This is a genomic window from Streptomyces sp. NPDC045998, assembly GCF_056430285.1.
Genome location: NZ_JBWKLJ010000004.1, coordinates 496520 through 514951, shown reverse-complemented (window position 1 = coordinate 514951; position 18432 = coordinate 496520). Strand labels below are relative to the sequence as shown.

Below are 18432 nucleotides of genomic sequence, written 5' to 3'. Positions count from 1 at the left end.
GGGCATGTCCGTACCCGGGCCCTCTTCCGTGCCCGGGTCTCCTTTGCCGGGGGCTTCTGTACCGGGGCCTCCTCTGCCCGGGCCTTCCGTGCCGGAGCCGTCGGGCGTCGACCTGGCGCGGGTCGCGCTGCGCGCGGCGAAGGAGCAGGCGAAGGCGCGCGGCGCGGCGGCGCAGCAGAAGAAGCAGGCGCGGCGGGGCGGCGGCCTGCGCTCGGGCGCGCGGGCGGACGGGCGCGATCCGCTGCCGCTGGGCGCCGCGATCAACCGGCTGATCACCGAGCGCGGGTGGGAGACGCCGGCGGCGGTCGGCGGTGTGATGGGCCGGTGGCCGCAGATCGTGGGCGAGGACCTGGCGAAGCACTGCGTACCGCTGCGGTACGACGAGGACCCGGAGGAGCGGGTGCTCACGGTGCAGTGCGACTCCACGGCGTGGGCGACGCAGCTGCGGCTGCTGGCGCCGCGGCTGGTGGCGCGGCTGAACGAGGACCTGGGGCAGGGGACCGTGCGGGTGATCAAGGTGCTGGGGCCCGGGGGGCCGCGGCGGGGGTACGGGCCGCTGCGGGCGCCGGGGAGCGTGGGGCCGGGGGACACGTACGGCTGACATGGCCGGCGCTTGTCCCCCACCCCTCCCCCCTACGCCTGACGGCGTGGGGGCCCGTGTCCCGTAACCGGGGGCTCCGCCCCCGGCCCCCTGGCCCGCGCCGCTGCGCGGCCGGGCCGGATGCCTCGCTGCCGCGAGGCGCCAAGCCGGGGGGTGCGCCCCGGACCCGGAGCCGCTCGGCCTGCGGCCCTGCCGGGCTGTGCGGCCGCCAGGGCGGCGCGGACTCCCAGCCGGAGCGCCCGGAGCCACGGCTGCGCCCTGGGCACCCGGGCCCCGGGCCCCGCTCGGGCGGCGCCACTCCCTGGCCGCCCGGCCTCGTCGGCGCGGCGGCCCCGGAACCCTGAGCGTCCGGAGCCCACGCCGGACCCCCTAGCCCCACCCCGCTCGCCCCCCCGGACCCCCTAGCCCCACCCCGCTCGCCCCCCCCCCGGGCGCCCGCCGAGCTGGCGTCGCGCCCGCTCTCACCGGGGTCACAGAGGTCACGCACCAGACCCCCGTGGCCCCCGCGACAGACGCGAAGAGTGAGGCCCCCGTCACCGTCGCTGGAGGTTGACAGGTCGAAGCGCTGAGTGGCGGCGTGAGCCTCTTGAAGCCCCTTCCCGGATATGGGGAGTAGGTGGGCGCCGGTTCAGGGCGGCACATGCGTACTCAGGTACCGGCAAACCCCCATGAGTGTCGGCGTCACCGGTACACTGGTAGGTAATCCCGCCCACTGCGGAACATGTCGAACGACGCAGCCGCTCCCGGACCCCCGGAGAGACGGCTTGTGCTGTGCCAGAAAGGGCGCTTCGTGGCCGATTCCGGCAACCCCAACGAGAACATTCCGTCCACTGCTGCCGGCGCGACGACGCCAACCTCGTCGTCGTACGACGCCAGCGCGATCACCGTCCTCGAGGGTCTGGACGCGGTCCGCAAGCGACCCGGCATGTACATCGGGTCGACCGGCGAGCGTGGACTGCACCACCTGGTGTACGAGGTGGTCGACAACTCCGTCGACGAGGCCCTGGCCGGGCACGCGGACACCATCGACGTCACCATCCTCGCGGACGGTGGCGTCAAGGTCGTGGACAACGGGCGCGGTATCCCCGTGGACATCCACCCCGTCGAGAAGAAGCCGGCCGTCGAGGTCGTGCTCACCGTGCTGCACGCGGGCGGCAAGTTCGGCGGCGGCGGTTACGCCGTCTCCGGTGGTCTGCACGGCGTGGGTGTCTCCGTCGTGAACGCCCTGTCGTCGCGGGTCTCCGTGGAGATCAAGCGGGACGGGTTCCGCTGGACCCAGGACTACAAGCTGGGCGTGCCCACCGCCCCGCTGGCCAAGCACGAGGCGGTCGAGGACTCCGGTACCTCGGTGACCTTCTGGGCCGACCCGGACATCTTCGAGACGACCGAGTACTCCTTCGAGACGCTCTCGCGCCGCTTCCAGGAGATGGCCTTCCTCAACAAGGGCCTGCGGATCTCGCTGACCGACGAGCGCGAGTCGGCCAAGGCGACGATGAACGCCGACGACCCCGACGCGGCGGAGACCGCCGAGGAGGCGCCGGCGCGCACCGTCTCGTACTACTACGAGGGCGGCATCGTCGACTTCGTGAAGTACCTGAACTCGCGCAAGGGCGAGCTCATCCACCCTACGGTGATCGCGGTGGAGTCCGAGGACAAGGAGCGCATGCTCTCGGTCGAGATCGCCATGCAGTGGAACTCGCAGTACACCGAGGGCGTGTACTCCTTCGCGAACACCATCCACACCCACGAGGGCGGTACGCACGAAGAGGGCTTCCGCGCCGCGCTCACCGGTCTGGTGAACCGGTACGCGCGCGACAAGAAGCTGCTGCGCGAGAAGGACGACAACCTCACCGGCGAGGACATCCGCGAGGGTCTGACGGCGATCATCTCCGTCAAGCTGGGCGAGCCGCAGTTCGAGGGCCAGACCAAGACCAAGCTGGGCAACACCGAGGCGAAGACGTTCGTCCAGAAGGTCGTCAACGAGCACCTGACGGACTGGTTCGACCGCAACCCCAACGAGGCCGCGGACATCATCCGCAAGTCGATCCAGGCCGCCACCGCCCGCGTCGCCGCCCGCAAGGCGCGTGACCTGACCCGGCGCAAGGGCCTGCTGGAGTCGGCGTCCCTGCCGGGCAAGCTGTCCGACTGCCAGTCGAACGACCCGTCCAAGTGCGAGATCTTCATCGTCGAGGGCGACTCCGCCGGCGGCTCGGCCAAGTCCGGCCGCAACCCCGAGTACCAGGCCATCCTGCCGATCCGCGGCAAGATCCTGAACGTCGAGAAGGCCCGGATCGACAAGATCCTCCAGAACACCGAGGTCCAGGCGCTGATCTCCGCCTTCGGCACCGGGGTCCACGAGGACTTCGACATCTCCAAGCTCCGCTACCACAAGATCATCCTCATGGCGGACGCCGACGTCGACGGCCAGCACATCAACACGCTGCTGCTGACCTTCCTCTTCCGCTTCATGCGGCCGCTGGTCGAGGCCGGGCACGTGTACCTGTCGCGCCCGCCGCTGTACAAGATCAAGTGGGGCCGGGACGACTTCGAGTACGCCTACTCGGACCGTGAGCGCGACGCGCTCGTCGAGCTCGGCAAGCAGAACGGCAAGCGCATCCGCGAGGACTCGATCCAGCGCTTCAAGGGTCTGGGCGAGATGAACGCCGAGGAGCTGCGCATCACCACCATGGACCAGGACCACCGGGTGCTCGGCCAGGTCACGCTGGACGACGCGGCCCAGGCCGACGACCTGTTCTCGGTGCTGATGGGTGAGGACGTGGAGGCGCGGCGCTCGTTCATCCAGCGCAACGCCAAGGACGTTCGCTTCCTCGACATCTGAGTCGGTCTCAGCTGACCGTACGAAAGGACTGAAGACCAGCAATGGCCGACGAGAACACCCCTGCCCCCGTGATGCCCGAAGAGGAGCCCGCCGTCCCCGGTGTGGGCCTGCGCGTCGAGCCCGTCGGGCTCGAGACCGAGATGCAGCGCTCGTACCTGGACTACGCGATGTCCGTCATCGTGTCCCGCGCGCTGCCGGACGTACGGGACGGCCTCAAGCCCGTCCACCGCCGCGTGCTGTACGCGATGTACGACGGCGGGTACCGCCCCGAGAAGGGCTTCTACAAGTGCGCCCGCGTCGTCGGCGACGTCATGGGTACGTACCACCCGCACGGCGACACCTCCATCTACGACGCGCTGGTGCGCCTGGCCCAGCCGTGGTCGATGCGCCTGCCGCTGGTGGACTCCAACGGCAACTTCGGTTCCCCGGGCAACGACCCGGCCGCCGCCATGCGGTACACCGAGTGCAAGATGATGCCGCTGTCCATGGAGATGCTCCGGGACATCGACGAGGAGACCGTCGACTTCCAGGACAACTACGACGGCCGCAACCAGGAGCCGACGGTCCTGCCGTCCCGCTTCCCGAACCTCCTGGTCAACGGCTCCGCGGGCATCGCGGTCGGCATGGCCACCAACATCCCGCCGCACAACCTCCGCGAGGTCGCGGCCGGTGCGCAGTGGGCGCTGGAGCACCCCGAGGCCACGCACGAGGAGCTCCTGGACGCGCTGATCGAGCGGATCAAGGGCCCGGACTTCCCGTCCGGCGCCCTGGTCGTCGGGCGCAAGGGCATCGAGGAGGCGTACCGCACGGGTCGCGGCTCCATCACCATGCGCGCGGTCGTCGAGGTCGAGGAGATCCAGAACCGCCAGTGCCTGGTGGTCACGGAGCTGCCCTACCAGGTCAACCCGGACAACCTCGCGCAGAAGATCGCCGACCTCGTCAAGGACGGCAAGATCGGCGGCATCGCGGACGTCCGCGACGAGACGTCGTCCCGGACCGGCCAGCGGCTGGTGATCGTCCTCAAGCGGGACGCGGTCGCCAAGGTCGTCCTCAACAACCTCTACAAGCACACCGACCTCCAGACGAACTTCGGCGCCAACATGCTGGCGCTCGTCGACGGTGTGCCGCGCACGCTCTCGCTCGACGCGTTCATCCGCCACTGGGTGACGCACCAGATCGAGGTCATCGTCCGGCGTACGAGGTTCCGCCTGCGCAAGGCGGAGGAGCGCGCCCACATCCTGCGCGGTCTGCTCAAGGCGCTCGACGCCATCGACGAGGTCATCGCCCTGATCCGGCGCAGCGACACCGTCGAGATCGCGCGCGAGGGCCTGATGGGCCTGCTGCAGATCGACGAGATCCAGGCCAACGCCATCCTCGAGATGCAGCTGCGCCGGCTCGCCGCCCTGGAGCGCCAGAAGATCGTCGCCGAGCACGACGAGCTCCAGGCGAAGATCAACGAGTACAACGAGATCCTCGCCTCCGAGGCGCGCCAGCGCCAGATCGTCAGCGAGGAGCTCGCGGCACTCGTCGAGAAGTACGGCGACGACCGCCGCTCCAAGCTGGTGCCCTTCGACGGTGACATGTCCATCGAGGACCTGATCGCCGAGGAGGACATCGTCGTCACGATCACGCGTGGCGGCTATGTGAAGCGCACGAAGACGGTGGACTACCGCTCGCAGAAGCGCGGCGGCAAGGGCGTGCGCGGTACGAAGCTGAAGGAAGACGACATCGTCGACCACTTCTTCGTGTCGACGACGCACCACTGGCTGCTGTTCTTCACCAACAAGGGCCGGGTCTACCGCGCCAAGGCGTACGAGCTCCCCGACGCCGGGCGGGACGCGCGCGGCCAGCACGTCGCCAACCTGCTGGCCTTCCAGCCGGACGAGAAGATCGCCGAGATCCTCGCCATCCGCGACTACGAGGCCGCGCCGTACCTGGTGCTCGCCACCAAGGGCGGCCTGGTGAAGAAGACCGCGCTGAAGGACTACGACTCGCCGCGTTCCGGTGGCGTCATCGCGATCAACCTCCGCGAGACGGAGGACGGCCGCGACGACGAGCTGATCGGCGCGGAGCTGGTGTCCGCCGAGGACGACCTGCTGCTGATCTCCAAGAAGGCGCAGTCGATCCGGTTCACCGCGACGGACGACGCCCTGCGCCCGATGGGGCGTGCCACCTCCGGCGTAAAGGGCATGAGCTTCCGCGAAGGCGACGAGCTGCTGTCGATGAACGTCGTCCGGCCGGGTACGTTCGTGTTCACCGCGACGGACGGCGGGTACGCGAAGCGCACCCGTGTCGACGAGTACCGCGTCCAGGGGCGTGGCGGCCTCGGCATCAAGGCTGCGAAGATCGTGGAGGACCGCGGTTCGCTCGTCGGCGCGCTGGTGGTCGAGGAGACGGACGAGATCCTCGCCATCACGCTGTCCGGTGGTGTGATTCGTACGCGAGTCAATGAAGTCAGGGAGACGGGCCGTGACACCATGGGCGTCCAACTGATCAACCTGGGCAAGCGCGATGCCGTCGTCGGTATCGCACGTAACGCCGAGGCGGGTCGCGAGGCCGAAGAGGTCGACGGGACCGAAGAGGTCGACGGGACCGAGGGTGCCGTCGAAGGCACCGAAGTGACGGCCGAAGTGACGGCCGAGGCCGCCGGCGGTACGGAGCCGCCGGCCGGGGAGCACGAGGAGTAAAGCGTGAGTGGAGCCACGGGCGCCGGATCGGCCGCTTCCGGAGCGAACGGTGCCCGTGGCCCTGCCACGGACTCCCAGGGGGTTACGGTGACCACGTACGACAACGGTCCACTGCCCGGAGAGCGGCCCGCCGGTCCGAAGAAGGCCGCGAAGGCGTCACAGCCGTACCAGCCGCCGCAGGCGTACGCCACCCAGCAGAACAGCGGCGGTACGGCCGGGGCGCGTCAGCCCCGGCCCGAGGCGAAGACCGTGCCGCGTACGCGCAAGGCGAGGCTGCGGGTGGCCAAGGCCGACCCGTGGTCGGTGATGAAGGTGAGCTTCCTGCTCTCCATCGCGCTGGGCATCTGCACGGTGGTGGCGGCCGCGGTGCTGTGGATGGTCATGGACGCCATGGGCGTCTTCTCGACCGTCGGCGGCACGATCAGCGAGGCCACCGGCTCCAACGAGAGCAACGGCTTCGACCTCCAGGCCTTCCTCTCGCTGCCGCGCGTGCTCATGTTCACGTCGGTGATCGCGGTCATCGACGTGGTGCTGGCCACCGCGCTGGCGACGCTGGGCGCGTTCATCTACAACCTCTCCGCGGGCTTCGTGGGCGGCGTCGAGCTCACCCTCGCCGAGGACGAGTGAGCGGGCCCTCCGGCGGGAGGTTCGCGGATTTGGGAACTCGCCGCTCCGTGCGCTAATCTTCAGAGGTCAGCGCGGGCGGCGAGTCCGACGCGGCGGGGCTATAGCTCAGTTGGTTAGAGCGCATCCCTGATAAGGATGAGGCCACAGGTTCAAATCCTGTTAGCCCCACAGTGACGGTGATCGGCCCGGTCGGAGAAATCCGACCGGGCCGATCGCGTTTCCCGTGCCTTCTTCGGCGGACGTAGGTCACCGTATGGTCTCGACCGGTGTGTATAGTCGGGCGCCATAAGGACTCCTACGTCAACGAAAGACGAGGTCGCGCGGTGAAGAAGCTTCTCCTGGTCGCACTGGCCGCCATCGGCGGGCTCCTCGTGTACCGCCAGATCCAGGCGGATCGCGCCGAGCAGGACCTGTGGACGGAGGCGACCGACTCCGTGCCCGCAGGTTCCGGTGTGTGAGACGACACGCAGTCTGCGTACGGGCCCCGGCCGCTGAAGCGGTCGGGGCCTTGTGCTGTCCATCGTTCCCGGTAGCGAATATTTCGGTTGCATATGCAAACCTCCTGAGGCGCGTGCAGACAGCGCGGGGACGGGCGGGGCAGGATGGTGCCCGCTCGGAGCTGGTACGCGTACGGAGGGGAAGAGCGTGAAGAGGCGGCGGGGCGGCGGCAAGGCGGCGGCCAGGGCGGTCGCCGGGGCGGCGGCGATGGGCGCCGTGGTGGTGCTGGGCGTGCAGACAGGGGCGGCCGGGCCGGCACGCGCGGCCGGGCAGCCGACGCCGTACACCTTCGCCGAGGGCGCCCGGCAGGTGAAGGGTGCCGCCAGCACCAGTGAGGCCCCGCGGTTGACCACCGGCGGGACGTACCGGGACACCATCGACCGCGGCGAGAAGCTGGTCTACCGGATCGACCTGGACGCGGAGCGGGACGCGTACGTCTCCGCCGTGGCCGTGCCCGGGCCGGGCACCGAAGTCGGCTACTCCGACGGCCTGGAGGTCTCGCTCCAGGACCGCGACGGATACGAGTGCAGCTCCAACGACGACCGGTTCCGCTCCGCCGAGTTCCCGCGCCCACTGGCCGCCTACGCGCACCGGACCATCGAGAAGGACCGCACCTCCTGCCAGAAGGCCGACTCGTACTACGTGGTCGTCGAGCGCACGACGACCGACGGCAAGGGCGGGGCCGAGCCGTGGGAGCTGGAACTCCGGCACCAGACCGAGCCCAAGGTGAAGGAGGTCGGCCCGACGGCCGCGCCGTCGGCCTGGCCCAGCGCCTCGCCCCCGACCCCGGCCGGCGGCCCTCGCGAACGGGCCGGCGGCGCCGGCTTCTTCGACGCGACCGGCCTCACCCAGGGCGAGTGGACCGACCGGATCGAACCCGGCCAGTCGCGCTTCTACCGGGTGCCGGTGGACTGGGGCCAGCAGATCTTCGCCAGCGCGGACCTCGGCAGCTCGGCGGGCGGCCAGGGCTTCGTCGGCAGCGCGCTCTCCATGAGGCTGTTCAACCCCATGCAGGGTGTCGTCGGCAGCGTCGACTCCGTCTCGTACGACGGCAAGCAGAAGGCGGCGGCGCTCGACCCGCTGCCGCCGGTGCGGTACGAGAACCGCTTCGACTCCAGCGCCAAGTTCGAGGACATGCGGTTCGCGGGCTGGTACTACCTGCAGGTCAGCCTCAGCCCCGAGGTGGGCGAGAAGTTCGGCAAGAAGCCGTACGGGCTGACGCTGCGCGTCAACGTCCGGGGCGAGGCGCGGCCGGCGCCCGCGTACGACGGGCCGGCCGGGATCTTCAGCGTCACGCAGGACGACAAGGAGCAGGCGGCGAGCGGGCAGAGCGGCCCGGAGGCGGAGCGCAGCGACACGATGAAGGCCGTCGCGGCGGCCGGGATCGGCAGCGGGACGGTGCTTGTGCTCGGGCTCGGGGTGTGGACGCTGCTGGCGCGGCGGCGCGCGGCGCTCTGAGCGGAGCGGGCGTTCAGATCTGGGTGAGCGCCCAGATCCCGACGGCGAAACAGAGCAGCGCGGTCAGCAGCACCGGTACCGCCACCTTCGCGGACGGCCCGGGCCGCTTCGGCACGGGGCGGGCGGCGGGCTGCGTGGTGGGCTGCGTGGTGGCCTGTGCGGCGGTGTAGGGGCGCGTCGGTGTCGCTTGAGCCGGCGGGGCGAGGTGGAAGCTCCCGGTCTCGGACGGCGTGGACGGCGTCGACGGCGCCGGCTGCGCGTACACAGGGGCCGTTACGGGCGCGGGCGGCACCGCGACGGCTTCGGGTGCGGGCGTGGGGGCGGGTGCCTGTGCGGAAGCCGGTGCCGGTGCCGGTGCGGGTGCCGGTGTCGGTACCGCGTCCGGAGCGGCCGTGGTGGGTCCCTCCGGGCCGAAACCGGGCGGGAGCGGACCGAGTTGGTCGAAGACCTCGACGGGCTCCTCGGTCCCGTCGGCTTCGGGCAGCAGCTCGACCGCCGCCGACAGCGCCTTGCGCGCGCCCGTCGCCGTACGGAAACGGATCTGCGGGTCGGGCTGGAGCAGGCCCGCCAGGACCTGCCACAGCGGCTCCGGGATGCCCTGTGGGGCGCCGGGCGTGCCGTGTGCCGTGAAATGGTCCACCAGCGCCTGTGCGTCCGGCTTCTGACCCTGCAGCAGGTACAGGGCGACCAGACCGACCGCGAACAGGTCGGCCGGGAAGTCGGGCTCCGCGCCCATCAGTTGCTCGGGCGCGAAGTAACCCGGCGTACCGACGACGTAGTTCGTCTCGGTCAGCCGGGGCTCGCCCTTGCGCATCGAGATGCCGAAGTCGGACAGCCGCAGATGCGGCCGTCCGGTTCCGGTCGCCTCCAGCAGGATGTTGGCCGGCTTGATGTCGCGGTGCACGACCCCCTCCGCGTGCACCGCGGCCAGTCCGGACAACAGCTGATCGAGCAGGGTGCAGACGAATCGGGGCGGCAACGGCCCGTAGTCCCCTATGACATGGGCCAGCGACCCACCGCTCACCAGGTCCATGGTGAACAGCACCTTGTCGTCGTCCGCGGCCCAGCTGGCCGGGGCGAGGACGTGCGGGTGGTCGATCCTCAGCGCCTGTTCGCGTACGAAGCGCAGCAGCGTGTGCGCGTCGCTCTGCTGGAGGACCTTGGCCGCGACGTAACGGCGCCGGCGGTGGTCCCAGGCGCGCCAGACGGCGCCCACACCACCCCGCCCGATCGGGTCGGCCAACTCGTACCGACCCGCGAAGACCTCACCCATCGCGCTGCGCCGCTCCCCGTCCGTCCGCTCCCGCTCGGCCTGCTGTCAGCTGTGTCAGCTCTGGTGCGACTCGTAGTGGGCGACCGCGTCCGCGGTGCGCCCGGCGCCGTACACCCGGAGGAACTCTGCCAGCTCCGGGTGGGTGGGTGCGAGCGAGTCGGCCGCATCGATGATGTCGCCGGCCGCCGAGACGGAGCGCAGCAGCGACTGGATCTCCCGGACCACGCGCTTGACCGTCGGCGCCCCCGAGCTGGCGGTCGTCTGGCTGGATCCGGTGAGCACCGAGCCTCCCTGGGACCTCTTGATCTCGTCCATCCGGTCGGTGGCCTCGGCGGCGCTCACGCTGCCGTCGGCGACCTGGCTCGCCAGCTCCTGGAGGGCCTGGACGCGCTGCACCACGGCAGGGTTGCCGATCTTGGCGCGCTGACCGCTCATCAGCTGGGAGAGCATCGGAGCCGACAGCCCGAGCACCGCCGCGAGACGGGCCTGGTTCAGGCCCAGATCGTCGATGAGCCGGCGGAAGAGCGCCCCCAGTGGCTCCCCGTACCAACTGCGCTGGAGCTCTCTGGCTCTCGCGGTCGCTTCCTGCTGTGCCGTATCCATATGCGTCTCCCCATCGCTGTGGTTCGCGGCTGCGAACCTGTCCAGCATCTTACGGAGAGTGGTCGTTCCGGGGGAGTCCCAATCCTTTTGCGGTACACCCCCCGGCACCCGGTACTCTGGTCTGCGGCACCGGCCGCTCGTCGGCCGGCGCGGGGCCTTAGCTCAGTTGGTAGAGCGCTGTCTTTGCATGGCAGATGTCAGGGGTTCGACTCCCCTAGGCTCCACACCTTTTGCGCCCCCTCCGACCTGCGGATCCGCCGGTCGGAGGGGGCTTTTCGTTGCCGTACGCCCCCAACCTCCGAGGACTGCCGTCGGCGCGTAGTACCGGGGGGTGATCCGGGGGATGCGACCCCCGTGTGACGACCTCAACGGCCTTTCGTCCGCAGAGTCGTGCGCTTCCGACCCGAGGAGGCGTACGCATGAGGGCAGACCGGTCGACCGTCCCGCCGCCGATGGCGGCTCGGGGGGTGGGGCCGCGTGGGGAGGCCGCGGCGTGGGCGGTGTGCGCGGTGTTCGCCGGGTTCCTCGCGCTGGTGTCGACGCTCGCGACGCATCGGCTGTGGGGCACCGCGGCGGCCGTGGGGTACGCGGTCGGCGCGGGCGCCGTCGCGTGCGGCCGGGTGCTTCCGGGGAGGCTGGCCGCGCTGGCCGGTGCCGTGGCGGTGCCGCTCGCCGTTCTCGTCGCGCGGGGGCGTGCGCAGCTGGAGGTCGACGTGGTGGAGCGCTCCGGGGCCCTGCTGCTGACCGGCGGCAGCCCGTACGTGGAGAACCCGCTCGGTGTGGAGGACTACAACCCCTACCTGCCCGGCATGGCGGTGTTCGGCCTGCCACGCGCGCTGTGGAGCGACTTCCCGCTCGCTGACGCGCGCTGGTGGTTCGCCGCGGTGTTCCTCGCGTCCATGGCCGCAGCGGCGCGGCTCACGGTGCGGGTTCCGGCGGTGCGGGTTCCCGGGGCGAGGCGGACATCGGCGGCGCGGGGTCCGGCGACCCGGCGGGGCCCGTACCTCGGCCGCGGTCAGGCGCTGGCGGTGCTCGCCGCCGTACCCGCCGTGGCGCTGCCCCTGGCCGTCGGCGGTACGGACCTACCGGTCGTCGGTCTCATGTGCCTCGCGCCGGCGCTCGCCTCGCGGGGCGCGGCCGCCCGTGCGGGGCTCGCGATGGGTGTCGCGGCGTCGCTCAAGTGGACGGCGTGGCCGCTGTTGCCGGTGGTGCTGGTCCTGCTGGTCTCGGTACGCGGCGGCCGGGCCGCCCTCCGCGCGGCGGGTGTGGCCGGCGGGGTGCTGCTGGTGGCGGTCGCGCCCGTGGCGGTGGCGCACCCCGCCGCGTTCGTGGAGCAACTCGTCCTCTTCCCGCTGGGCCGGGGCGGCGCGGCCTCACCGGCGGCGAGCCCGCTGCCCGGTCACCTGGTCGCCTCGCTCGTGCCCGGCGGGTTCGTGCTCGCGACCGGAGCGCTGCTGCTCGCCGCAGTGGCGGTGGGTGTCCACCTCTTCAGGCGGCCGCCGCGTGACGCGCGCGCGGCGGGGGACCTCCTGGCGGTGGGGCTGCTCCTGGCCATGTGCCTGGCTCCGGCCACCCGCTTCGGGTACCTGCTCTACCCGTTCGTGCTGGCCGGCTGGTTCCGGCTGGCGTCGATCTCCTCGACGAGCCCTTCGACGAGCTTCCTGATCTCGTCGCGGATGGGGCGTACGGCTTCGACGCCCTGGCCGGCCGGGTCGTCCAGCTTCCAGTCCAGGTAGCGCTTCCCGGGGAAGACCGGGCAGGTGTCACCGCAGCCCATGGTGATGCAGACGTCGGACGCCTTGACCGCGTCGACGGTGAGGATCTTGGGCGTCTCGGCGGACATGTCGATGCCGACCTCGCGCATGGCCTCGACGGCGGCCGGGTTGACGGCGTCGGCGGGGGCGGACCCGGCGGAGCGCACCTCGATCCGGTCCCCGGCGAGGTGGTGCAGCCAGGCGGCGGCCATCTGGGAGCGGCCCGCGTTGTGCACGCAGACGAACAGCACGGAGGGCTTGTCGGCCATCGGGGTCTCTCTTCGCACGGACCAGCCGTCGGCACGTATCAGCCGTCGGTGATGTGAGAGTATCAGTCCATGATGACGTCAGTCGACACTGATCTGATTCGGGTGCTGGCCGACCCGCTGAGGCTCCGGATCGTGACCCTGCTCGCCCGCGAGACCCTCTGCACCACCCACCTCGTGGAGGAGACCGGGGCCCGCCAGACGAACCTCTCCAACCACCTGAGAGTGCTGCGGGAAGCAGGGGTCGTGGACACCGAGCCGTGTGGCCGGTTCACGTACTACAAGCTGCGCCCGGACGTCATCGCGCACCTCGCCGACCGATTCGCCGAGCTGGCCGCCACCGCTCGTACCGCCGCCGACAACAAGAGAGCCTGTCCGTGACCCGTACCGAAGCGCCCGCGACCACCACCACCGGGGAACCGTCCGTCGTCGCGAGACTCTCCACGCTCGACCGCTTCCTCGCCGTCTGGATCCTCCTCGCGATGGCCCTCGGGCTGGGCCTGGGCCGCGCGATCCCCGGACTGAACGACGCGCTCGCGAAGGTGGAGATCGGCGGAATCTCGCTGCCCATCGCCGCCGGCCTGCTGATCATGATGTACCCGGTCCTCGCGAAGGTCCGGTACGACCGCCTCGACGCGGTCACCGGCGACCGGAAGCTGATGCTCTCGTCGCTGGTCGTCAACTGGGTCCTCGGCCCGGCAGTGATGTTCGCGCTGGCCTGGGTCTTCCTGCCGGACCTGCCCGAGTACCGCACCGGCCTGATCATCGTCGGCCTCGCCCGCTGCATCGCGATGGTCGTCATCTGGAACGACCTCGCCTGCGGCGACCGCGAGGCAGCGGCCGTGCTGGTGGCGCTCAACAGCGTGTTCCAGGTCCTGGCCTTCGGTCTGCTCGGCTGGTTCTACCTGGACCTGTTGCCCGGCTGGCTCGGCCTGGGCGATGGGGAGTCGCTGGACATCTCCATGGGGGGCATCGCCCTCAACGTCGTCATCTTCCTCGGTGTGCCGCTCCTCGCGGGCTTCCTGACCCGCCGCATCGGCGAGAAGAAGCTCGGCCGTGAGGCGTACGAGTCCGGCTTCCTGCCGAAGATCGGCCCGTGGGCCCTCTACGGCCTGCTCTTCACGATCGTCATCCTCTTCGCCCTCCAGGGGAAGACCATCACCTCGCAGCCGCTCGACGTCGCCCGGATCGCGCTCCCGCTGCTCGTGTACTTCGCGGTGATGTGGTTCGGCACGTTCCTGCTGGGCAAGGCCATCGGCCTGCCCTACGACCGCACCGCGACGCTCGCCTTCACCGCCGCCGGCAACAACTTCGAGCTCGCCATCGCCGTCGCCATCGCCACCTTCGGCGTCACCTCCGGCCAGGCCCTCTCGGGCGTCGTCGGCCCGCTCATCGAGGTGCCGGTCCTCGTGGCGCTGGTGTACGTCTCCCTCGCCTGGCGCAGGAAGTTCGCCGCAGCGTGAGGCCGCGTGAGGCCGCGTGAGGCCGCGCGAGGCCGCAGGGGCCCTGCCCGAGGCCGCGGGCAGGGCCCAACTTTTATTGCTCCGGACGAGTGCAGTTCATCGGAAGATCTGCCGGGGCGCGGCGCCGGTGCTCGCGCTTTCGGGACACATACACATCATGAGAAAGGTATGCAAATCGCCCAAGAAAGCGAGGGGCCATGGCCGCCGTCAGCTTCACGTCGTACGTCCGGACGCTCATCTCTCCACTGATCGCCCTGCTGACCGCACTCCTCGGAGCCCTGGGCTTCGGCCCCGGCACCGCGGCGAAGGCGGCGAAGACGGCACCGGCGCTCCCGGCCGCCTCCGCCTCCGCCTCCGCCTCGGCCCCGGCTTCGCTCTCCGCCTCCGCCGTCGTGCCCGTGCAGCGCGCCGCGTCGTCACCCGTACGCGTACGGCCCCGGGCCCTGCCGCCCACGATCAAGCAGCGCATCCACGCCGAGGCGCACGGATCGTCGCCCTCCGTGCGCCATCTGCCGGCTGCCGCCCCCGCTGAGCCCGACCTGACGGACCTGGCCCTCGCGGCCTGAGCCGTCGTGGTCCTAGCGGCCTAGCGGCCTCGTGGTCTAGCGGTCCTCGCGGTTCCGGTCGGACGCCTCGCTCTCCGCCTGCTTGGCCTCCACCTCCGGGTCCAGCGGTGCCACACTGCCGTCGACCGACGTGACCGGGCCCTCCGAGACCTCGGTCGCAGCCGGCGGCTCCACCAGCCAGTCGGGGTTGGCCTGCTTGTCCCACCACTTCCACGCGGCGAACGCGGCACCCGCCAACACCCCCGTAAGCGCCACACCCTTGAACATCCGCCCGGCCTTCGCCCGGCGCTCGTGCCTCCGGACGAGCCGCTGGATCTCCCGGGCCGTCACCTGGCCCCGCAGCGCGGCCACCGCCGCGGCCGAGCGGTTCATCGCCTCGGCCCGTACGGGCTGGGCCGCCGCCATCGCCTTCTCCATGCGCGGCGCCGTGTACCGCGCCGCCTCGCGCGCGGCCTTGCGGGTCTGCGTCATCGCACGCTGCGCGGCCTTGTCGAGCTTCGGCGGCACATGCGGCGCGACCATCGAGTCGTACTGGGCACGCGCCTGCGTACGGGCCTGATGCGCGGCCATCGAGACCTTCGGCGCGACCCTTACGCGCGCTTCGTTCGCGTAGTGCACGGCCGAGTCCTTCGCCGTGCTCGCGTAGGGCGCCACCACTTCCGCGGCGTGCCGCACGCTGTCCATTGCCGAATCGGTCGCGGCGCGCACGCTGTCCTTGCGGGTCACGGGATCCTCCTCCTCGGTGGCGGGGTCGCTATTCGCCTTTCCGTCCTTTTTGAAATCATGCCTGCCGCCCTGTTCCTCGGCATGCGGTACGGGCATCCGGGGCATCGGCCGCCTCCCGTGGGAGGATCGGCGGACGTCGGAGCAGACCGACGTCAGACCAGACTTACGGAAGGCACACCGTGGCCGAGCAGCTTTACGCCACCCTGAAGACCACCATGGGCGACATCGCGATCCGGCTCCTGCCGTTCCACGCCCCGAAGACGGTCAGGAACTTCGTGGAGCTCGCCAAGGGCGAGCGCGAGTGGACCAACCCGGCCACCGGTGTGAAGAGCACGGACCCGCTCTACGACGGCACGGTCTTCCACCGCGTCATCAGCGGCTTCATGATCCAGGGCGGCGACCCGCTCGGCAACGGCACGGGCGGCCCCGGTTACGAGTTCGCGGACGAGTTCCACCCGGAGCTGGGCTTCACCAAGCCGTACCTGCTGGCCATGGCCAACGCCGGGCCGGGAACCAACGGCTCGCAGTTCTTCATCACGGTCGCCCCGACGACCTGGCTGACCGGGAAGCACACCATCTTCGGCGAGGTCGCCGACGACGCGAGCAAGCGGGTCGTGGACGCGATCGTCGCCACCCCGACCAACCCGCGCACCGACCGTCCGCTGACGGACGTGGTCATCGAGTCCGTCGTGATCGAGTCCCGCAAGAGCTGAGGCCTGACCGGGCACTTTTCGCCCCGCCCCGTCCGTCCCTAAGGATGGACGGGGCGTCGCGTTGAGAGGGGAACCCCATGGAGCAGGCGCAGGCGCCGAGCTGTTATCGCCATCCGGGCGTGGAGACCGGCATCCGGTGCACCCGCTGCGAGCGGCCGATCTGCCCGGACTGCATGGTCGAGGCGTCGGTCGGCTTCCAGTGCCCCGAGTGCGTGCGCGGCGGGTCCGGCACCGGCCACGCGCCGTCGGACAGCCGGCCGCGCACGGTCGCGGGCGGGGTGATCACGGCCGGCGACCCCCAGCTGATCACCAAGATCCTCATCGCCGTGAACCTGGCGATGTTCCTGGCCGTACGGGCCAAGCCGGAGCTGCTGCACCAGCTGGACCTCATCGGGCTCGCCTTCGTGCCGCAGCTCGGCGAGGTGGTCGGCGTCGCGGACGGCGAGTGGTACCGGCTGGTGACGGCGGCGTTCCTGCACTGGGAGATCTGGCACATCGGCTTCAACATGCTCGGCGTGTGGTGGCTCGGCGGCCCCCTGGAGGCGGCGCTCGGGCGGGTCCGCTACCTCGCCCTCTATCTGCTCTCCGCGCTCGCGGGCAGCGCCTTCACCTACCTCGTGGCGGAGCAGAACTCGCCCTCTCTCGGGGCGTCGGGCGCGGTCTTCGGTCTGCTGGGCGCGACGGTGGTGCTCATGCGCCGGCTCAAGTACGACATGCGGCCGGTGATGACGCTGCTCGTGCTGAACCTGGTGCTGACCTTCTTCTGGGACAACATCGCCTGGCAGGCGCACATCGGCGGCCTGGTCGCCGGCGCGGTGATCGCGTACGGGATGGTCGGCGTCCCGCGCGAGCGGCGCCGGGTGACCCAGTGGGCGGCCTGTGGGCTGATCGTCGTGTTGACGCTGGCGGCTGTGGTTCTGAGGACCGCCGCGCTCAGCTGAGCACAAGCTTTCCCCATCGTTGTCCACAACGGGTGGCGGATCTTGTGCACCGGGTGGGGAACGTCTGTACCCCTCGCCTTTGACCTGCGGTTTTACGCGGCGGGGCGAGGGGTGCGCGCAGTCACATCGGCGTCAACATCGTGGAGGTTATCCACAGATCGTCTGACCTTTTTCCACTGGCCTGTGCACAACGCTGTGGATAACCTCTGGGTACGGCTTGACGGCTACGCCGAAGCCGTCACTTCCACTGGGTGGAGACGCCGAAGCCGCCGGCGATGAAGCCGAAGCCGACCACGATATTCCAGTTGGTGAGCGACTTGATGGGCAGCGAGCCGTCGGTGACGTAGAAGACGACGATCCAGGCGAGCCCGATGGCGAAGAGCGCCAGCATCACCGGTGCCACCCAGCTGCGGTTGGTCAGCTTGATGGTGGTCGCCTGCTTCGCGGCCGGCGGCGGCGTGAAGTCGGCCTTCTTGCGGATACGTGACTTCGGCACGAGGGACTCTCCTGTCGATGCGCTGCGTGACCGCGCAGGGAACTGTGGCGTGTGTGCTGCTGTCGCCGGGGCTGAGAGCGAGGGGGACCACTGCCTCACCCGGGCGTCCGTTAGCGTAGTGCTTCCGCGGCGCTGAAGGAGATAAGGGTACGTTGAGCAATTCCGCCGACTCTCCAGCAGAACCCGCCCGGCGCCGCACCTGGCGACCGGTCCGGGTGCTCACCGCCGGCGTCTTCGCGCTCGCCGGCCTGATCTTCGTGACGAGCTTCAACACCGCCAAGGGCACCAACATCCGCGAGGACGCCTCGCTGCTCAAACTCTCCGACCTGATCAGCGAGCGCAGCCGGAAGAACGCCGAGCTCGACGAGTCCACCGCGGTGGTACGCGGCGAGGTCGACGCCCTGGCCCGCCGCGACGACGGCTCCACCAAGGCGGAGGACGAGAAGCTCGGCGCCCTGGAGAAGACCGCGGGCACGACGCCCGTCGCCGGCCGCGGTCTGACCGTCACCCTCAACGACGCCCCGCCCGACGCCCAGGCCGCCCCCGGCTACCCGGAGCCGCAGGCCAACGACCTGGTGATCCACCAGCAGGACCTCCAGGCGGTCGTCAACGCCCTGTGGAAGGGCGGGGCCCAGGGCATCCGCGTCATGGACCAGCGGCTGATCTCCACCAGCGCGGTCCGCTGCGTCGGCAACACCCTCATCCTCCAGGGCCGCGTCTACTCCCCGCCCTACAAGATCACGGCAGTGGGTGACACCGGGAAGCTCCAGCGCGCGCTGGAGGGCTCCACGGCCGTCCAGAACTACCTGCTGTACGTGAAGGCGTACGGACTCGGCTGGAAGGTCGACGAGCACGACGCGGTGACGCTGCCCGGCTACTCGGGCCCCGTGGACCTGCACTACGCCAAGCCGACTTCCTAGC

17 protein-coding genes, 2 tRNA genes and 1 pseudogene are annotated in these 18432 nt (G+C 70.6%); 15 read left to right on the top strand and 5 right to left on the bottom strand.

All coding sequences use genetic code 11. From position 1 onward, the window contains the following. Positions 1 to 4: 4 nt before the first annotated feature. From AC07FJ_RS15430 to AC07FJ_RS15400, 7 genes are all read left to right on the top strand, one after another. Positions 5 to 601: a DciA family protein gene (locus AC07FJ_RS15430; protein WP_479049207.1), complete on the top strand. Its 597-nt coding sequence runs from the start codon at positions 5 to 7 to the stop codon at positions 599 to 601. A 766-nt stretch (positions 602 to 1367) separates the two neighbouring features. Next, entirely contained in the window at positions 1368 to 3440 is a 2073-nt protein-coding gene (gyrB, locus tag AC07FJ_RS15425; protein WP_479049205.1) for a DNA topoisomerase (ATP-hydrolyzing) subunit B, read from the top strand. A 41-nt stretch (positions 3441 to 3481) separates the two neighbouring features. Then, positions 3482 to 6127 (top strand): DNA gyrase subunit A, encoded by a 2646-nt coding sequence (gene gyrA, locus AC07FJ_RS15420; RefSeq protein ID WP_479049203.1) that lies wholly within the window; start codon positions 3482 to 3484, stop codon positions 6125 to 6127. 3 nt (positions 6128 to 6130) lie between these two features. Next, complete coding sequence (locus AC07FJ_RS15415; RefSeq protein WP_479049202.1) at positions 6131 to 6754, top strand: DUF3566 domain-containing protein; 624 nt, start codon at positions 6131 to 6133, stop codon at positions 6752 to 6754. Positions 6755 to 6848: 94 nt separating this feature from the next. Further along, a tRNA-Ile gene (locus tag AC07FJ_RS15410) sits at positions 6849 to 6922 on the top strand. Between the two features lie 155 nt (positions 6923 to 7077). After that, positions 7078 to 7212 carry a DLW-39 family protein gene (locus tag AC07FJ_RS15405; RefSeq protein ID WP_003958712.1) on the top strand — a complete coding sequence of 45 codons (135 nt, stop codon included), beginning with the start codon at positions 7078 to 7080 and terminating at the stop codon, positions 7210 to 7212. A 187-nt stretch (positions 7213 to 7399) separates the two neighbouring features. Further along, positions 7400 to 8710: a hypothetical protein gene (locus AC07FJ_RS15400; protein ID WP_479049200.1), complete on the top strand. Its 1311-nt coding sequence runs from the start codon at positions 7400 to 7402 to the stop codon at positions 8708 to 8710. 13 nt (positions 8711 to 8723) lie between these two features. Here AC07FJ_RS15400 and AC07FJ_RS15395 read toward each other — a convergent pair whose 3' ends face one another. Together AC07FJ_RS15395 and AC07FJ_RS15390 are read right to left on the bottom strand one after the other, a co-directional pair. Further along, positions 8724 to 9983, bottom strand: coding sequence for a serine/threonine-protein kinase (locus AC07FJ_RS15395; RefSeq protein ID WP_479049198.1), 1260 nt, complete (start codon positions 9981 to 9983; stop codon positions 8724 to 8726). A 54-nt stretch (positions 9984 to 10037) separates the two neighbouring features. Then, on the bottom strand, positions 10038 to 10586 hold the full coding sequence (locus AC07FJ_RS15390) for a helix-turn-helix domain-containing protein (RefSeq protein WP_361424242.1): 549 nt from the start codon (positions 10584 to 10586) through the stop codon (positions 10038 to 10040). A gap of 151 nt (positions 10587 to 10737) precedes the next feature. On the opposite strand from AC07FJ_RS15390, the gene AC07FJ_RS15385 reads away from it, so the two are divergent. After that, positions 10738 to 10810: transfer RNA gene (locus tag AC07FJ_RS15385), tRNA-Ala, on the top strand. A gap of 195 nt (positions 10811 to 11005) precedes the next feature. After that, positions 11006 to 12136: pseudogene (locus AC07FJ_RS15380) on the top strand (glycosyltransferase 87 family protein); the annotation flags it as partial. A gap of 41 nt (positions 12137 to 12177) precedes the next feature. Here the strand turns inward: AC07FJ_RS15380 and AC07FJ_RS15375 are convergent. Beyond that, the gene (locus tag AC07FJ_RS15375) at positions 12178 to 12609 is read right to left on the bottom strand and encodes an arsenate reductase ArsC (RefSeq protein ID WP_361424245.1); all 432 of its coding nucleotides are present in this window, start codon (positions 12607 to 12609) and stop codon (positions 12178 to 12180) included. A gap of 69 nt (positions 12610 to 12678) precedes the next feature. Here AC07FJ_RS15375 and AC07FJ_RS15370 point away from each other — a divergent pair, with 69 nt between their 5' ends. The 3 genes from AC07FJ_RS15370 to AC07FJ_RS15360 all read left to right on the top strand — a co-directional run bounded on the left by AC07FJ_RS15370 (position 12679) and on the right by AC07FJ_RS15360 (position 14635). Further along, positions 12679 to 12987, top strand: a complete 309-nt coding sequence (locus AC07FJ_RS15370) for an ArsR/SmtB family transcription factor (RefSeq protein WP_361424248.1) — start codon at positions 12679 to 12681, stop codon at positions 12985 to 12987. Beyond that, positions 12984 to 14069: an ACR3 family arsenite efflux transporter gene (gene arsB / locus AC07FJ_RS15365; RefSeq protein WP_479049195.1), complete on the top strand. Its 1086-nt coding sequence runs from the start codon at positions 12984 to 12986 to the stop codon at positions 14067 to 14069. The genes AC07FJ_RS15370 and arsB overlap by 4 nt, the downstream gene beginning before the upstream one ends. Before the next feature lie 197 nt (positions 14070 to 14266). Continuing rightward, positions 14267 to 14635, top strand: coding sequence for a DUF6344 domain-containing protein (locus AC07FJ_RS15360; RefSeq protein ID WP_479049193.1), 369 nt, complete (start codon positions 14267 to 14269; stop codon positions 14633 to 14635). A 36-nt stretch (positions 14636 to 14671) separates the two neighbouring features. Here the strand turns inward: AC07FJ_RS15360 and AC07FJ_RS15355 are convergent, their stop codons facing one another. Continuing rightward, the gene (locus AC07FJ_RS15355; RefSeq protein ID WP_479049191.1) at positions 14672 to 15361 is read right to left on the bottom strand and encodes a DUF5324 family protein; all 690 of its coding nucleotides are present in this window, start codon (positions 15359 to 15361) and stop codon (positions 14672 to 14674) included. Positions 15362 to 15540: 179 nt separating this feature from the next. On the opposite strand from AC07FJ_RS15355, the gene AC07FJ_RS15350 reads away from it, so the two are divergent. Together AC07FJ_RS15350 and AC07FJ_RS15345 are read left to right on the top strand one after the other, a co-directional pair. Further along, positions 15541 to 16074 (top strand): peptidylprolyl isomerase, encoded by a 534-nt coding sequence (locus tag AC07FJ_RS15350; protein WP_479049190.1) that lies wholly within the window; start codon positions 15541 to 15543, stop codon positions 16072 to 16074. A 77-nt stretch (positions 16075 to 16151) separates the two neighbouring features. Beyond that, the gene (locus AC07FJ_RS15345) at positions 16152 to 17015 is read left to right on the top strand and encodes a rhomboid family intramembrane serine protease (protein ID WP_479049188.1); all 864 of its coding nucleotides are present in this window, start codon (positions 16152 to 16154) and stop codon (positions 17013 to 17015) included. Positions 17016 to 17253: 238 nt separating this feature from the next. Here the strand turns inward: AC07FJ_RS15345 and crgA are convergent, their stop codons facing one another. Further along, positions 17254 to 17511: a cell division protein CrgA gene (gene crgA, locus AC07FJ_RS15340; RefSeq protein ID WP_355352097.1), complete on the bottom strand. Its 258-nt coding sequence runs from the start codon at positions 17509 to 17511 to the stop codon at positions 17254 to 17256. Positions 17512 to 17663: 152 nt separating this feature from the next. On the opposite strand from crgA, the gene AC07FJ_RS15335 reads away from it, so the two are divergent. Further along, a complete protein-coding gene (locus tag AC07FJ_RS15335; RefSeq protein ID WP_361424269.1) occupies positions 17664 to 18431 on the top strand; it encodes a DUF881 domain-containing protein in 768 nt (255 codons plus the stop codon). Position 18432: the final 1 nt, after the last annotated feature.

Bases quoted from the DNA above. Each gene is read 5' to 3' on its own strand.
- AC07FJ_RS15430 (WP_479049207.1), top strand. From the start codon at position 5: ATGTCCGTACCCGGGCCCTCTTCCGTGCCCGGGTCTCCTTTGCCGGGG.
- gyrA (WP_479049203.1), top strand. From the start codon at position 3,482: ATGGCCGACGAGAACACCCCTGCCCCCGTGATGCCCGAAGAGGAGCCC.
- AC07FJ_RS15395 (WP_479049198.1), bottom strand. From the start codon at position 9,983: ATGGGTGAGGTCTTCGCGGGTCGGTACGAGTTGGCCGACCCGATCGGG.
- AC07FJ_RS15390 (WP_361424242.1), bottom strand. From the start codon at position 10,586: ATGGATACGGCACAGCAGGAAGCGACCGCGAGAGCCAGAGAGCTCCAG.
- AC07FJ_RS15375 (WP_361424245.1), bottom strand. From the start codon at position 12,609: ATGGCCGACAAGCCCTCCGTGCTGTTCGTCTGCGTGCACAACGCGGGC.
- AC07FJ_RS15370 (WP_361424248.1), top strand. From the start codon at position 12,679: ATGATGACGTCAGTCGACACTGATCTGATTCGGGTGCTGGCCGACCCG.
- AC07FJ_RS15360 (WP_479049193.1), top strand. From the start codon at position 14,267: ATGGCCGCCGTCAGCTTCACGTCGTACGTCCGGACGCTCATCTCTCCA.
- AC07FJ_RS15345 (WP_479049188.1), top strand. From the start codon at position 16,152: ATGGAGCAGGCGCAGGCGCCGAGCTGTTATCGCCATCCGGGCGTGGAG.